Genomic DNA, 15,304 nt, shown 5'->3' on the forward strand with positions numbered 1-15,304 from the left:
TCAAATAAATATAACGGAGACCAGCGTGCATCACACCCTTTCCTCATTTGGAACATGGGCCGTATTGTCATCGGCCATGCTTCCTTCGTTCGTCGCTGCCCAGGCCGCGCCCACCCCGATCGTCTTCCAGAATGCAGCCGTGCACGACCCGTCGGTCATCAAGGTGGATGACATGTTTTATGTGTTTGGATCGCACCTGGCGGCTGCCAAATCGCGTGATTTGATGAAATGGCAGCAGGTCAGCGACGGCGTCACCGCGAGCAATCCATTATTTCTCAATGGCGCATCGAATGTATTCACCGAACTGGCCGAAACATTCAGCTGGGCGCAGTCGTCCACACTGTGGGCGGCCGATGTCAAGCGTATGCCGGACGGAAAATTCTACATGTATTACAACGCCTGCAAGGGCGATTCGCCACGCTCCGCATTGGGTATTGCGGTAGCGAATAATATCGAAGGTCCTTATGTCGACAAGGGCATTATTTTAAAATCCGGCATGTGGGGCCAGCCCAGCCATGACGGCACGATCTACGACGCACTGAAACACCCGAATGCCGTCGATCCGCACGTCTTCTCGGACCGTGCCGGCAAACTGTGGATGGTGTACGGCTCGTATTCGGGCGGGATTTTCATCCTGGCGCTCAATCCCTCGACCGGCATGCCATTGCCGGGGCAGGGCTACGGCAAGCGCCTGATGGGCGGCAACCACGCACGCATCGAAGGCGCTTACGTGATGTACAGCCCCGCAACGTCGCACTACTACCTGTTCACGTCCTTTGGCGGCCTGGATTCGACCGGTGGCTACAATATGCGCGTCGCGCGCTCGCTCAATCCGGACGGGCCCTATGTTGACGCCCAGGGCAACGACATGGCGGCTGTCAGATCCGACCCCACCAAGCCGCTGTTCGACGATGCATCGATCGCGCCCTACGGCGTCAAGCTGATGGGCAGCTTCCTGTTCGAGCGAAGCCTGGGCGACACCGGCACCGGCATCGGCACCGGCTATGTCTCGCCGGGCCACAACTCGGCGTATGTCGATCCGGCCAGCGGCAAGCACTTCCTGATCTTCCATGCGCGTTTCCCCGAGCGCGGCGAGCAGCATGAGATCCGCACGCACCAGTTGTTCATGAATGCGGACGGCTGGCCGGTCGTCGCGCCGCGCCGCTACACGGGCGAGACGCTGGGGGCCGTGCGGCGCGAATTCGTGCAGGGCGACTACATGCTGGTCAATCATGGCAAGGACATCTCGGCCGCCATCAAGAAGTCGCAGTCCATCGCACTCAACGCCGACGGCACGATCACGGGCGCCGTGAGCGGCAGCTGGCTGCTCACCGGCAGCAACGGGATCGAGATCCGCCTGCCCGGCGCCTCGCCGTACAAGGGTGTCTTCATCAACGGCTGGGATGAAACGGCCAAGAGCCCTGCGATGACCTTCTCGGCGGTCTCGCGCGAAGGCGTCTCACTGTTCGGTAGCCGGCTGCCGCCACGCACCGAGGCGCAGGTGGTCAATGCCGTCGCCGCAGAACTCAGCCTGGGCAACACGAGCGCCGTCACGGCCAATCTCGCGCTGCCCACGCGCGGCACGCGCGGCGCGGTGATTACCTGGACGTCGTCCAATCCGGCCGTCATCAGCAACACCGGGATGGTGACCAGTCCGGCCAGCGGGGACGTCAATGTCACGCTCACGGCGCGTATCGCCAAGGGCAATACGGTGGTTACCAAGACGTTCATCGTCACCGTGCGCAAGGCCGGCGGCCTGCTGGCCCACTACACCTTCGATGGCAACCTGGCCGACGCGAACGGCATCTTCGGTGCGGGCAGCGTGACCGGCAACCGGATCGACGCGCCAGGCGGCAGCATCGCCTTCGAGGCAGGTGTGAAGGGCAGGGCGGCCGTCTTCAACGGCGCGAGCGGCGTGCGGCTGCCCAATGGTCTCATCGCGAGCCAGAACTACAGCGTGGCGCTGTGGCTCAAGCCGGCGGCACTGACGGCGTTTTCGACCACCTTCTTTGGCGCGCGCACGACCGAATCCTGGGTCAGCCTGCTGCCGATGGGCCATGGGGGCGTGGGCGGCGCATCGATGCTCTGGTCGGGCACGGCCTGGTACGACGCCGGCCTTGGCATGACGATCCCTGTCGGCCGCTGGTCGCACGTGGCCTTCACCGTGCGAAACGGCGCGGTCAATGTGTATGTCGACGGCAGCAAGCGATTCAGCGGCGCGGGTTTCCCCAACGTGTTTACCGGCACCAGCGGCGTGTTTGCGCTGGGCGTGAACTGGTGGGACGCGCCATACCGGGGCGCGATGGACGATCTGCGCATCTACGGCTCGGCACTGAGCGACGCCGACATCGCGGCGCTCGTGCGCCAGTAACCCGCCACGTTTTCACATCGAGGAGCACCCTATGAAACACAGTATCCTTTCGTTCCTGCTGGCGGCATGCTGCGCGAGTGCGCACGCCGACGTCATTGGTTTTGACGACCTGGCCAGCAGCGAGACCGCGGTCATCGCCGACGGCTATGCGGGCTTCAACTGGACCGGCGTTGGCGTCATCGGCGCCGACGCCTATCCCGACAGCGGCTTTGCCAACGGCGTGGTCTCGGCGGCCAACGTCGCCTTCAACCACGGGGGTGGCACCGTCACGATCTCGAATGCAACCGGCTTCGACTTCATCGGCGCGTTCTTCACGTCGGCCTGGTATGAACAGGAACTCTCGTTCGAGGGCCGCCGTGCAGGCCAGCGGCTGTTCGCGACCGAGGTGTCGTACGGGATCGACACGTTCGCGCCGCAGTGGATCGAACTCGGTTGGCGCGGCATCGACACGCTCACGATCTACAACAGCAGCGGCACGCAGTGGGCCGTGGATGCTTTCACGGCATTCGCTACGGCGCCGAACACGGTGCCGGAACCGGGGACGCTGGCGCTGTGCGGCATTGCTGCTGCGGGGTGGCTGGCGGCGCGCAGGCGCAGGCCGCTGCAGCAGGCGTAAACGCCAACGGCCTGCAATCGCTTGCAGGCCGTTGTTTCACCGCGCGATCAAATCAGATCAGAAGCGGTGCGCCAGGCGTGCGAACAGCGCCGCGCCATTCAGGCCGAACTGCACACTCTCGTACTTGAAGCCGTTGTCGGTCTCGTTCGCATCCTGCACGGTCGGCTTGACGTCGAAGATGTTGGTGCCGCCCACCGTCAGGCGGGTCTTCTCGGTGAAGGCCCAGGTGAAGGCCAGGTCGGCCGACGTCTTGGCTTCGTACTTCTGGTTCGGCACCGGTGGACCCGAGAAGGTGCCCAGCGTCTGCGGACCGAAGTGGATCACGCGCAGCGCGGTTTCCAGCTTGCCCTGGACGTAGTCGAAGCCCAGCGTGGCCTTGCGGCGCGGCGCGCCTTCCTCGATGAACAGGCGCTCGCGCTCGGACAGCAGCACGTCTTCGAAGCCTGCCAGTGCGGCTGGCGCTTTCACGCGCTGCACTTCGGTCTTGCTGAAGTTTGCGGCCAGGAACGTCGTCAGGCGGCCGGCGGCCACGTTGGCGCGGTGCGAGACCGTCAGGTCCAGACCCTGCGTCTTGGTGTCGACCGAGTTGACGAAGAACTGCGCCTGGCCCACGCCCAGCTGCTGCAGCGTCGCGCCCAGCGCCGGGTAGTTGTCGGCGTCAAAGCGGCCCGACAGCACGATGCGGTCATCGATGTCGATGCGGTACAGGTCGGCCGTGACCGACAGTGCCTGCGTTGGCGACCAGGTCAGGCCCAGCGTGTAGCTCTTCGATTCTTCGTCCTTCAGTTGCGGGATGCCGGCGGCGGCCGCTACGCGCCCACCATTCGGCGCCAGCACGACGTCCAGCGGCTGGCCGCTGACGAAGTCGGTGAAGGTCGACGAGAAGTAGGCCTGCTGCAGCGACGGCGCGCGGAAGCCCGTGCTGGCCGACCCGCGCAGCAGCAGGTCCGGCGCCAGGCGATAGGCGGCGGCGAGCTTGCCGGTGGTGGTCGAGCCGAAGTCCGAATAGCGCTCGTAGCGCAGCGCGGTCTGGATCTTGAGGCGATCGGTGAGATCGGTTTCGATGTCGACGTAGGCCGCGTTGCTGTGACGGTCGGTGTCGGTTTCGTCGCCCGGCTGGAAGCCCGGGAAGCCCTGGCTGCCGGCGTTGCCGCCAATGCCCACGCCATCGGCGTCGATGTACGAACCGGCTTCGCCGGCGAAGATCTGGTAGTTCTCGCGGCGGTGCTCGAGGCCGAACGCGACATTCATGCCCTTGAACACATCGCTGTAGAAGCGGCTGATGTCGGCGTTGGTGGTCGCCTGGCGGAACGAGAACGCGCCCGCGTAGAAGCGGTCGGCGCTGCGGCCCTGGCCGCCGCCAAGCAGATCGAGGTTGGCGATCGAGGCGTTGAGCGTGTTGGCGATGTTGTACTTCAGGCGGTTGTAGCCGTAGGTCTGCGACAGATCGGCATTCCATTCGCCGGCCGTCCAGCGGTAGCCGACGGTGCCCCAGCGGTCATCGACCTTGCCGTTGATGAACGGGACGAAGCCGTCCGGGTACATTGCGGCCGAATTGCGCGATGGGATATCTTCCGAGCCCAGGCCTTCGCGGCCGAAGGCGGCCGACGAGGCATCGCGCTGCTGCACGCCGGCGGTGAAGTAGAACTTGCCGCCCGCGCCAGCCGGGAATTCGCCGTTCAGGTAAATGGTCTGGTTGTCGGCTTTGGTGTCGCCGATGATGCGCGGGTTGCCGGGCTCCGAACGGTTCGAGCGGCCGCGGTCCGAGTATTCGCCGGTGATGCCCAGAACGCCGCCACCGAGGGCCACGCCGCAGTAGGCCGATGCCTGCCAGTTCTCGCCATCGCCTTCGGTGTACTGGCCGTAGCCGGCCACCGATTCGCAGCCCAGGCTTTTCTTCAGGTCGATGTTGATCACGCCGGCAATCGCGTCCGAGCCGTATTGGGCGGCGGCGCCATCGCGCAGCACCTGCACTTCGCGGATCGCCATCACGGGGATGCCGTTCATGTCGGTGCCCGTGTTGCCGCGGTTGCGCGCACCGAACAGGTTCACCAGCGCGACCGTGTGGCGGCGCTTGCCGTTGACGAGCACCAGGGTCTGGTCCGAACCCAGGCCGCGCAGGGCGGCCGAGTCGATCAGGTCGGCGCCGTCGGCGCCCGTCTGGCGGGTCGAGTTGAACGACGGCGACAGGTTGCTCAGCACCTGCGCGAGGTCGAACTGGCCGCTTTGTTCGGCCGCTTTCGTCATCGGGATGAAGTCGATGGCCACCGGGGTGTCGGTGCTGGAAGCGGCACCAACGCGGCGCGAACCGACGACGCTCACGCTTGGCACGACGGCGTCGGTGGTGATGGCGGGTGCGGTTTGCGCCTGGACGGCGACTGGGGCGAGAGCAAGGGAAGCAAGGATGGTGCTGCCATACAGACTGGACAACACGGAACGGGGCATGATTTTGAGTTTGAGCACTGGTTTCTCCGAAGGATGTTCGGATACTATCAATGGATCCTTCGATTACCGTTGCAATGTGGCATTAACACAACGTTCTTGTTGTATAACTTTGTATTATCAACTCGGGTGCATAAGTAATTTCCTGGGGTAAATAATGCACGTGCGGTAAAAAAGGTCGGCTATACTGTGTTTTTATACAGTATTTGTCATTTGACATGAGCCCGGCGTGACACAGCCTCCGACCAACCAGCCCCCTGCAGCCACGACTCTGCCGCCCTATGCCGAGTTGTTCTGCCTGTCGAACTTCTCGTTCCTGCAAGGGGCGTCGCATGCCGAGGAGCTGGTCCTGCGCGCCGTGCAGCTCGGGTACTTCGCGCTGGGCATCACCGACGAATGCTCGCTGGCCGGCGTCGTGCGCGCGCATGCGGAAGCAAAAGAGGCCGGCCTGCCGCTCATCATCGGCGCCCACTTTCATTTGCAGAACCCCGATGGCAGCCCGGCGCCGTCACTGATCCTGCTGGCGCAGAACCGCGAGGGCTACGGCAACCTGTCTGAATTCATCACGCTCGGGCGCACGCGGGCCGGGAAGGGCACGTACCTCCTGACACCCGATGACCTGGCCGACCCGGCACCCGAGAACGCGCACCTGCGCCACATGCCCGATTGCCTGGCGATCCTGCTGCCGCCGTATCCGGGGCACGAGGCGCAGGATGTCGACCGCCTGCATGCGCAGGCAGCGTGGATGGCGACCACCTTTCCGGGCCGCGCCTGGCTCGGCCTGACGTCGCTGCACCGCGCGTTCGACGATGCGCACCGCGCCACGGTCGAGGAAGTCGGCTGGCAGCATGGCTTGCCGATCGTGGCACTGGGCCACGTGTGCATGCACGTGCGCTCGCGCAAACCGCTGCAGGACACGCTCACCGCCACGCGCCTGAACAAGGCGGTGGCCGACTGTGGCTACGGGCTGGCGCAGAACGCCGAGCAGCACCTGCGCTCGCGCCTGCGCCTGGCCAATCTGTACACGCCTCAAGTGCTGGCCGAGACGGTGCGCGTGGCGCGCCTGTGCACGTTCTCGCTCGACGAACTGCGCTACGAATACCCGGACGAAGTGGTCCCGCCCGGCCACACGGCCGCGAGTTTTTTGCGCGCCGAAACCTGGATCGGCGCGCACCGGCGTTTTCGCGACGGCATCCCGGCCAAGGTGCAGGCGCAGATCGAACACGAGCTGGCGCTGATTTCCGAGATGCGCTACGAGCATTACTTTTTGACGGTGTACGACATCGTGCGCTTCGCCCGCTCGCAGCACATCCTGTGTCAGGGCCGCGGTTCGGCGGCCAATTCGGCCGTCTGCTACTGCCTGGGCATCACCGAGGTCGATCCGGCCCGCGCCAGCCTGCTGTTCGAGCGCTTCATCTCGCGCGAGCGCAACGAGCCGCCCGACATCGACGTCGACTTCGAGCACCAGCGGCGCGAAGAAGTCATCCAGTACATCTATAACAAATACGGGCGCGATCGCGCGGCGCTGGCGGCGGTGGTGATCAGCTACCGCCCCAAGAGCGCCTTGCGGGACAGCGGTCGCGCGCTGGGCATCGACTTGGGCATCGTCGAGAAGGTGGCCAAGACCCACCACTGGTTCGACAGCCGCGCCGACCTGCTTGGCCGCCTGGCCGAGAGCGGGCTGGATCCCGAGGCGCCGCTGTCGCGCCAGTGGGCCACGCTCGCGCAGTCGCTGCTGAACTTCCCGCGTCACCTGTCGCAGCATCCGGGTGGCTTCGTCATCGCGCGCGGCAAGCTTTCGCGCCTGGTGCCGATCGAGAATGCCGCGATGGCGGACCGCAGCGTGATCCAGTGGGACAAGAACGACCTTGAGGAACTAGGGCTGATGAAGGTCGACGTCCTGGCGCTGGGCATGCTGTCGATGATGCGGCGCGGGCTGGAGCTGGTGGGCCAGCGCTACGGCAACGTGTTCGAGATGCAGGACATCCCGGCCGACGATACCGCCACCTACGACATGATCTGCCAGGCCGATACGGTGGGCGTGTTCCAGATCGAGTCGCGCGCACAAATGAGCATGCTGCCGCGGATGCGCCCACGTGTCTTCTACGACCTGGTGATCGAGGTGGCCGTGGTGCGCCCCGGCCCGATCCAGGGCGGCATGGTCCATCCCTATCTGCGGCGCCGTCAGGGCTTCGAGCCGGTCGTGTATCCAAGCGCCGAAATGAAGGTGGCGCTCGAGCGCACGCTGGGCGTGCCGATCTTCCAGGAGCAGGTGATGCAGGTGGCGATCCTGGGTGCGGGCTTCACGCCGGGCGAGGCCGACCAGCTGCGCCGTGCGATGGCGGCCTGGAAGCGCAAGGGCGGGCTGGAACACTATTACGAGCGCATCACGACGGGCATGCTCGAACGGGGCTACACGCTGGAATTCGCCGAAGCGATCTTCAGCCAGATCCAGGGCTTCGGCGAATACGGCTTTCCCGAGTCGCATGCGGCCAGCTTCGCGCTGCTGGCATACGCCAGTTCATGGCTCAAGTGTCACGAGCCGGCCGCCTTCCTGTGCGCGCTGCTCAACAGCCAGCCGATGGGCTTTTACAGTCCGTCGCAACTGGTGCAGGACGCGCGCCGCCATGGCATCGAGGTGCGGCCGGTCGATGTCGCCGTCAGCGGCTGGGATTCGGCGCTCGAAGAATACGATCCGCACGAGCGCACGCGCCAGCCGGCGGTGCGCCTCGGCCTGTCGCTGCAGCGGGGGATGAAGGTCGACGCGGCCGAGCGCATCGAGCAGGCGCGCGCCGTGCGGCCGTTTGCCGATGTGGCTGACCTGGCGCGCCGCGCGGGCCTGGACCGCAGCGACCTGCAGGTGCTGGCGGCGGCCGGCGCGCTGCAATCGCTGGCGGGGCACCGGCGCGAAGCGTTGTGGGAAGCGTCCGGCGCCGCGCCCGACAAGGACCTTCTGCGTCCGACGGTTCCGCGCGAAGAAGCACCGGTGCTTGCGGCGCCAAGCGAAGGCGAAGAAATCGTCGGCGACTACCGCGCACAGGGTCTCACGCTGGGCCGCCATCCGCTGGCGCTGCTGCGCGAACGCCTGCTGGCGCAGCGCTTCCTGCCCGCGTCGACGCTGATGGATTTCCAGAACGGCCAGCTGGCGCGCGGCTGCGGTCTGGTGACGGTGCGCCAGCGCCCGGGCACCGCCAAGGGCGTGCTGTTCCTGACGCTGGAAGACGAAACCGGCAACGTCAACGTGATCGTGTGGCCATCGCTGGTAGAGCAGCAGCGCCGCGAGGTCCTGAACGCACCGCTGCTCGGCGTCTACGGCATCTGGCAGCGCGAGGGCGAAGTGCGCCACCTGGTCGCCAAGCGGCTGGTGGATCTGTCGCACCTGCTCGGTGCTCTCGATACGCGCAGCAGGGATTTCTGCTGATGCACAGCCGGGGTCAGGTCTGACATTCGGACACGACCTCAGCCTTGGTCACTTCCAAAAGACTCCAAAGCCGGGGTCAGGTCTGACATTCGGACACGGCCTCAGCGTTAGTCACTTCCAAAAGTCTCTTGTCCAGTATGAGCATGGCTCTGTGCCAGCTAGTTCGGACTACTCGACTGTCGAGATCGTGTCCGAATGTCAGACCTGACCCCGGCTTTTCTGTCGAGGTCGTGTCCGAATGTCAGACCTGACCCCGGCTTTGGGAGCCCGGCTTTTCTTCTGGTCGCCAACTTTCCTGTAGCGGCAGGCCGCTGCGTTGATAGAATGGTCATTGCGTAAATATCACGGGAACAGCATGGACAAGACAAGCCGAAGCCGGGGCAGGGGGACGGGGCGCGCGACGCTCGAGCAGGTCGCGGGCATGGCTGGCGTGTCGATCATGACCGCTTCGCGCGCACTGAGCCAGCCGAAGCTGGTGTCCGACGCCACGCGCAGCAAGGTCGAGCATGCCGTGGCTGAACTGGGTTACGTGCCCAATCGCGCCGCGCGGGCGCTGGCCTCGTCGCAGTCGCACGTGATCGTGGTGCTGGTGCCGTCGCTGTCGAACGCCGTGTTCACTGCCGTCCTTGAGGGCATCCACGACGCCGTCGCGCCTGGCCAGTACCAGCTCCTGATCGGCAATACCTATTATTCGCAGCTCGAAGAAGAAAAACTGCTGCGCACCTATCTGCAGTCGAACCCTGACGGCATTCTGTTCTCGAGCCAGGTGCGCAGCCCCGCCGTGGCCAAGATGCTGGCGGCATCGCAGGTGCCGGCGGTGGCCATGATGGATTTGTCCGATGATCCGGCCGTGCTGTCGGTCGGCTTTTCGCAGTACGAGGCCGGCATGGCCATGACACGCCACCTGATCGGCAAGGGGTACACACGCATCGGCTTCATCGGCGCCCAACTCGACGAGCGCACGCTGCGCCGCGCTGATGGCTACCGCGCGGCGATGGCGGCGGCGGGCCTGGCCGATCCCGGCCTCGAGCTGATGGTGCCCGAACGCTCGACGATCGCGCTGGGCGCCGGCCTGATGGCGCAGATGCTGGCGCTGCGGCCCGACTGCGACGCCGTCTTTTGCTGCAACGACGACCTGGCCCACGGCGCCGTGTTCCACTGCCAGCGGCAAGGCATCCGCATCCCGCAGGACATCGCGGTATGCGGCTTTAATGACTTGCCCGCATCGGCCTGGATGATGCCGTCACTGACGACGGTCGACACGCCGCGCTACCAGATCGGCTTCGAAGCCGCCGGCCTGCTGCTGCAGGTGATCAGGGGCGAAGAACCGGCCGAGCGGCGCATCGACCTTGGCTTCACGCTGCGCGACCGCGAGAGCGCATAAGGGGCATCAGTAGGTTTTGTAGGGCAGGAATTTGCCCGACAAGACCACGTTCACGCGGTCCCCTTTCGGGTCTTCGGTACGCTGGATGTCCATCGAAAAATCGATGGCGCTCATGATGCCGTCGCCGAATTCTTCGTGGATCAGTTCCTTGATTGTCGTGCCGTACACATTCACCATCTCATACCAGCGATAGATTAGCGGATCGGTCGGCACGGCCGTCGGCAGCGAGCCTTTGTACGGCACGATCTGTAGCCAGGCGATCGCTTCATCGGACAGCTCGAACAGCTTGCCGACCGCTTCGGCCTGCGGCTTGGTCAGCGTCATCTGGCCCAGGCAGGCGGCGGTGGTCCATTCCTTCGACAGGCCCGTGGCCTCGGTCACGTCGCGCCACTTGATGCCCTTGCGGACTTTCGCGGATACGATCAGTTTGGTGACATCTTCACGGCATGAAATCATGTTGGCTGCTCCAGAAAGTGGGGAAGGTAGGTGCTCACGCCTTACCTCAGCAAGGGGCGTGCCATGCATGAAGTCACGACGAAGCAGACACACCGGGCCTGCCACGCCAGCAGGAAGCCAGCAGCATGTCAGCGAAATGCGCACTGCGCGGGCGCAGCCGCCCGAAATGGGTGCATGGCCTGTGGGTTTACATTTCCAGGCGGGACGCGCACAATCGCGGTATGTTTGTTAGCGGTAACATAAGGCAATGACGACAGAACCAACGAGCGATAACAAGGGAACGGCCTGGGTCATCATGGGCGTGAGCGGCTGCGGCAAGAGCCAGATCGGCGCGCGCCTGGGCAACCAGCTCGGCGTGGAATTCATCGAGGGCGATGCCTATCACTCCGACGTGAACATCGCACGGATGTCGGCTGGTACGCCGCTGACCGACGACGACCGCCACGACTGGCTCGTGACGCTGCGCGACCTGCTGGCCAGGCGCGAGGGCGGGGCGGTGCTGTCATGTTCGTCGCTCAAGCGCAGCTACCGCGACCTGCTGCGGGGTGCCGGCGGCGATGTGCGCTTCGTGCACCTGGCCGGCGAGCGCAGCCTGCTGGCCGAGCGTGTCAGCAATCGCCCCGGCCACTACATGCCGCCATCGCTGCTTGATAGTCAGCTGGCAACGCTCGAACCGCTGCAGCCGGACGAAGCGGGCATCACGCTCGATATCCGCGATACGCCGGCGCAGCTGGTGGCGCAGATTCTTGCCCGCGCCTAGGCGCTGCCTGCCGGCGCACTCTGTGCCGGCGTCCTGAAGCGGGCCACGTCGCGCATCGGCGGCAGGCCGAACATGCGTGCATACTCGCGGCTGAACTGCGATGCGCTTTCGTAGCCAACCGTGAATGCCACCGACGCCGCATCGAACGGCTCGAACAGCAGCAGCCGGCGCGCCTTCAACAGACGCAGGCTTTTCTGGTACTGGATCGGCGTCATCGCGGTGACTGCCCTGAAGTGGCGATAGAAGGCCGCGACGCTCATCCCGGCCAGCGCCGCCAGGGGGCCAACGCGCAGCGGCTGCGCCATGTGGTCGCGAATCCAGTCGATCGCGCGGCGCACCTGTGACAGGCGACTGTCGGCGTGCGCGATCTGGCGCAGCACATCGCCATGCGGCCCCTGGAGCACGCGAAACAGGATCTCGCGCTCGATCAGCGGCGCCATCATCGCCACGTCGTCAGGCCGCACGACCAGCTGCATCATGCGCAGCCAGGCATCGATCAGGTCAGGGCCTGCCTGCGCAACGCCGACGTCGGCACCATGCGCGACCTTGCCGGGAGCGGGCAGGTCGGCCAGCATGGCGGCAATGATGGCCGGGTCCAGCGCCAGACTCACGGCGAGATACGGCGCCGTGCCCGATTGCGCGGTGACCTGGCCAAGCGCCGGCAACGCCACTGGCACCACGAAGTAGCCGGGCGCCTCGATGTGCACGACCTGGCCGCCGATGGACAGGCTCTTTGACCCTTGCAGCACCAGATGCAGCATCGGGCCATAGACCTGGTTCGAACATGCTTCGGCGCGCACCATGGCCACCCGCGGCAGACCGGTCGCGGTCCAGGCGTCGCCCGCCGTCATCGCAATGGCGCGCAGCGCATCCATCGATACATTGCCTGCTTCGCCTGTCGCATCGGTGATCGCTTCATCCATGCCCGAATATAGCACCGGCCACGCCAGCGCAACGGGCTTTGAGAAGAATAGGCAAGCATGCGCGAAGAACCGGCATGTGGCGCACGCCGCGCCTGCGTAGCATCGTCCTGGTCGCCGGAGCCATTGGGCTTCGGGACACATCGACCAAGGACACACCATGAAACTGACCAATAAAATCGCCGTCGTCACCGGCGCATCGAGCGGCATCGGCGCCGGCATTGCCCGAGCATTCGGCGCCGAGGGCGCCACCGTCATCGTGAACTACGCCAGCAGCAAGGCGGGCGCCGATGCGGTGGTCGCCTCGATCGAGGCCGCCGGCGGCAAGGCAGTCGCGCTGCAGGCCGACATGAGCAAGGCAGCCGACGTGGCGGGCCTGTTCGAGCGCGTGAAGGCCGATTACGGCACGCTCGACATCCTCGTCAACAATGCCGGCGTGGCCGTCTTCGAGATGGTGGCCGAGATGACGGAAGACGCGTTCCACAAGCAGTTCAATGTCAACGTGCTTGGCTACTTCCTGGCGATTCGCGAAGCACTCAAGGTGTTCAAGGATGGCGGCAGCATCATCAACATCAGCTCGATCCTGAGCACCGACCCGTACCTGGCGTCGAGCGTGTACGCCGCCACCAAGGGCGCCGTCGATACGCTGACGTTCGCACTGGCGCGTGAACTGGGACCGCGCGGCATCCGCGTCAATGCGATCCTGCCGGGCCACACGAACACGCCCGCCACTGCCGGCAACTTCGACGGTGATTTCGGCAAGATGCTGATTGCCGGGACGCCGCTCGGCCGCTTCGGCGAGCCGGAAGACATCGCGCCGGTGGCCGTGTTCCTGGCATCGGGCGACGCGCACTGGGTTACCGGCGAATCGCTGCGCGCCGCTGGCGGCGTGCGCGGTGTGGGCTACTAGGCACTGCCTCGCCAGCGCAAGGTAAAGCGATATATGCGCATCGGATAAACCGGTGCGCGGCATGCAGATGTGTTTGACGCACCCCTAAAATCGGACTATATTTTTTAAAGCAAATTGGAAAGGTTTCCAGTCAAATATTCCCCACCAAAACCATTCGAGACCAACGCAAAGTTGGCGGCGTGTGGCACGGCAATCCGGCACGGCCACATTTTCTTGTCATGAGAAAAGAGGAGTCAACGTGAGTCATCTACATCAGCAACACCGCTCCAGATGGAAGCCGTTCCAGCTGCTTGCCGCCGGCCTCGCGCTGGCGTGGAGCGCGCAAGCCACCGCCAGCGTCACCAATCCCGTCATCGGCCAGCTGCTGTGGTCCGAAGAATTCAACGGCGCCAGCGTGAATACCGGCGTCTGGAACCTGCAGGACGGGAACGGTTGCCAGATTGGTCTGTGCGGCTACGGCAACGCCGAACTGCAGACCTACAGCCCGAACAACGCCAGCATTGCCAACGTGCCGTTCGAATCGGGCACGCGTGCGCTGGCGATCCAGGCGCGCAGCCAGACCGTGGGCAGCAATCTGTTTACGTCGGCGCGACTCGATACCCGCAACAAGGTGCAGGTGCAGTACGGGATGATCGAGGTGCGCATGGCCACGCCGAACCTGGGCACCGGCCTGTGGCCGGCCGCCTGGATGCTGGGCGTGAGTCCCCAGACCTGGCCGCGCAACGGCGAGATCGATATCATGGAGATGGGGCACAAGGCCGCGGTGCGGGCCGAGGGCGGGGCGCCGTCGTCCAACCATTTCGTCGGCGCGAACGTGATCACCTGGCAGCAGGCCGCCTGCGTGCCCGGCAACGAGAGCTGCGCCGCATCGACCGCGTGGCAGACCGATAACTGGCACGTGTCGGTCACGTCGCTGGCCAACCGCTTCGTCACCTACCGCTTCTACTGGACCGAGAGCGAAATGCGCTTCTCGGTCGTCGACAACGGCGTCGAGCACAATCTGTACAACGCGCCGCTGGCGGTCAATTCGAGCGCGCTGCAGGCGCCGTTCTACCTGTTGCTGAACATGGCCGTGGGCGGCAACTTCACCGATGCGGCCAATGCCAGCCAGGTCACGGCGCCGCTGCCGGGCACGATGTATGTCGACTATGTGCGCGTGTACCAACTCGATGGCAAGGGGCAGGTCAAGCTGGGCGACCAGACCGCGCCCGAAGTCGCCGGCAAGTTCGGCGTGTTCACCGACAACACGGCGGTCGACGCCAAGCTGGTGCCTGGCACGAACGCCGACATCTACCTGTGGAATACCGCGTCCACCGGCGCCGGCAACACTGCGCCATATGAAGGCAGCAACGTCATCGCCTGGAACTACACCTCGCCGGGCCAGTGGTTTGGCGGCGGCATCCAGGCGCGTCAGGCGCGCAACCTGAGTGCGTACCGGGCCAATGGCGTCGTCAACTTCCGCATCAAGATTCCGGCGAACGTGGGCTTCCGGATTGGCGTGGGCGACACCTATACCAACCAGAACTGGATCAACTTCCCGGCCAATACGACCGCGTATGGCCTGGTGCGCAACGGGCAATGGGCGCAAGCCTCGATCCCCGTCTCGACGCTGCTTGGCCCCCTGGTGGCGGCGCAGTCGCTCTTCGATGTCTTCATGATCTCGAGTATCGACGGCAGCCTGCCGGCATCTGGCTTCCAGTTCGCGATCGACGATATCGTGTGGAAGGCGGGCGGCAATGTGGCCACCAGGATGCTGACGCAAGTCGCAACCACGTCGGTAAGTCAGACGGGGCCCACGACGCTGGAATTTCGCACCATGACCAAAGGGTGGGCCGATGTGCATTACACCGTCAATGGCGGCGCGCAGGAGAACGTGCGCATGTTGCTGCGCAGCGGCGTGAATACCTTCACGGCCGGTGGACTCAAGGCGGGCGATGTCGTGCGTTATACCTTCACGTACTGGGACACCGCGCGTAACTTTGCAGTCGATACGGCGCCACAGACGTTCACCATGAAATAAACCT

10 protein-coding genes are annotated in these 15,304 nt (G+C 64.9%); 7 read left to right on the forward strand and 3 right to left on the reverse strand.

Annotation, left to right across the window (positions count from 1 at the left end; all coding sequences use genetic code 11):
• Positions 1–76: 76 nt before the first annotated feature.
• Both IFU00_04755 and IFU00_04760 read left to right on the forward strand, forming a co-directional pair.
• Positions 77–2,371, forward strand: coding sequence for a family 43 glycosylhydrolase (locus tag IFU00_04755; GenBank protein ID MBD8541594.1), 2,295 nt, complete (start codon positions 77–79; stop codon positions 2,369–2,371).
• Positions 2,372–2,402: 31 nt separating this feature from the next.
• Complete coding sequence (locus tag IFU00_04760) at positions 2,403–2,987, forward strand: PEP-CTERM sorting domain-containing protein (protein MBD8541595.1); 585 nt, start codon at positions 2,403–2,405, stop codon at positions 2,985–2,987.
• A gap of 57 nt (positions 2,988–3,044) precedes the next feature.
• Here the strand turns inward: IFU00_04760 and IFU00_04765 are convergent, their stop codons facing one another.
• A complete protein-coding gene (locus tag IFU00_04765; GenBank protein MBD8541596.1) occupies positions 3,045–5,450 on the reverse strand; it encodes a TonB-dependent receptor in 2,406 nt (801 codons plus the stop codon).
• 208 nt (positions 5,451–5,658) lie between these two features.
• On the opposite strand from IFU00_04765, the gene IFU00_04770 reads away from it, so the two are divergent.
• Entirely contained in the window at positions 5,659–8,850 is a 3,192-nt protein-coding gene (locus IFU00_04770) for an error-prone DNA polymerase (GenBank protein MBD8541597.1), read from the forward strand.
• A gap of 355 nt (positions 8,851–9,205) precedes the next feature.
• Entirely contained in the window at positions 9,206–10,234 is a 1,029-nt protein-coding gene (locus IFU00_04775; protein ID MBD8541598.1) for a LacI family DNA-binding transcriptional regulator, read from the forward strand.
• Between the two features lie 6 nt (positions 10,235–10,240).
• Here the strand turns inward: IFU00_04775 and cynS are convergent, their stop codons facing one another.
• Positions 10,241–10,690, reverse strand: coding sequence for a cyanase (gene cynS / locus IFU00_04780; protein MBD8541599.1), 450 nt, complete (start codon positions 10,688–10,690; stop codon positions 10,241–10,243).
• 247 nt (positions 10,691–10,937) lie between these two features.
• On the opposite strand from cynS, the gene IFU00_04785 reads away from it, so the two are divergent.
• Complete coding sequence (locus IFU00_04785; GenBank protein MBD8541600.1) at positions 10,938–11,450, forward strand: gluconokinase; 513 nt, start codon at positions 10,938–10,940, stop codon at positions 11,448–11,450.
• On the opposite strand, the gene IFU00_04790 is transcribed toward IFU00_04785, so the two are convergent.
• The gene (locus tag IFU00_04790) at positions 11,447–12,325 is read right to left on the reverse strand and encodes an AraC family transcriptional regulator (protein ID MBD8541601.1); all 879 of its coding nucleotides are present in this window, start codon (positions 12,323–12,325) and stop codon (positions 11,447–11,449) included. The genes IFU00_04785 and IFU00_04790 overlap by 4 nt on opposite strands.
• Before the next feature lie 205 nt (positions 12,326–12,530).
• Between IFU00_04790 and IFU00_04795 the strand changes: the two genes are divergently transcribed.
• Both IFU00_04795 and IFU00_04800 read left to right on the forward strand, forming a co-directional pair.
• A complete protein-coding gene (locus IFU00_04795) occupies positions 12,531–13,280 on the forward strand; it encodes a glucose 1-dehydrogenase (GenBank protein ID MBD8541602.1) in 750 nt (249 codons plus the stop codon).
• A 238-nt stretch (positions 13,281–13,518) separates the two neighbouring features.
• A complete protein-coding gene (locus tag IFU00_04800; protein ID MBD8541603.1) occupies positions 13,519–15,300 on the forward strand; it encodes a glycoside hydrolase family 16 protein in 1,782 nt (593 codons plus the stop codon).
• Positions 15,301–15,304 lie beyond the last annotated feature (4 nt).

The sequence above is a fragment of the Oxalobacteraceae sp. CFBP 8761 genome (genome assembly GCA_014841595.1).
Classification (GTDB): domain Bacteria; phylum Pseudomonadota; class Gammaproteobacteria; order Burkholderiales; family Burkholderiaceae_D; genus Telluria.

Bases quoted from the DNA above. Each gene is read 5' to 3' on its own strand.
- IFU00_04755 (MBD8541594.1), top strand. From the start codon at position 77: ATGCTTCCTTCGTTCGTCGCTGCCCAGGCCGCGCCCACCCCGATCGTC.
- IFU00_04775 (MBD8541598.1), top strand. From the start codon at position 9,206: ATGGACAAGACAAGCCGAAGCCGGGGCAGGGGGACGGGGCGCGCGACG.
- cynS (MBD8541599.1), bottom strand. From the start codon at position 10,690: ATGATTTCATGCCGTGAAGATGTCACCAAACTGATCGTATCCGCGAAA.
- IFU00_04795 (MBD8541602.1), top strand. From the start codon at position 12,531: ATGAAACTGACCAATAAAATCGCCGTCGTCACCGGCGCATCGAGCGGC.
- IFU00_04785 (MBD8541600.1), top strand. From the start codon at position 10,938: ATGACGACAGAACCAACGAGCGATAACAAGGGAACGGCCTGGGTCATC.
- IFU00_04790 (MBD8541601.1), bottom strand. From the start codon at position 12,325: ATGGATGCGCTGCGCGCCATTGCGATGACGGCGGGCGACGCCTGGACC.
- IFU00_04760 (MBD8541595.1), top strand. From the start codon at position 2,403: ATGAAACACAGTATCCTTTCGTTCCTGCTGGCGGCATGCTGCGCGAGT.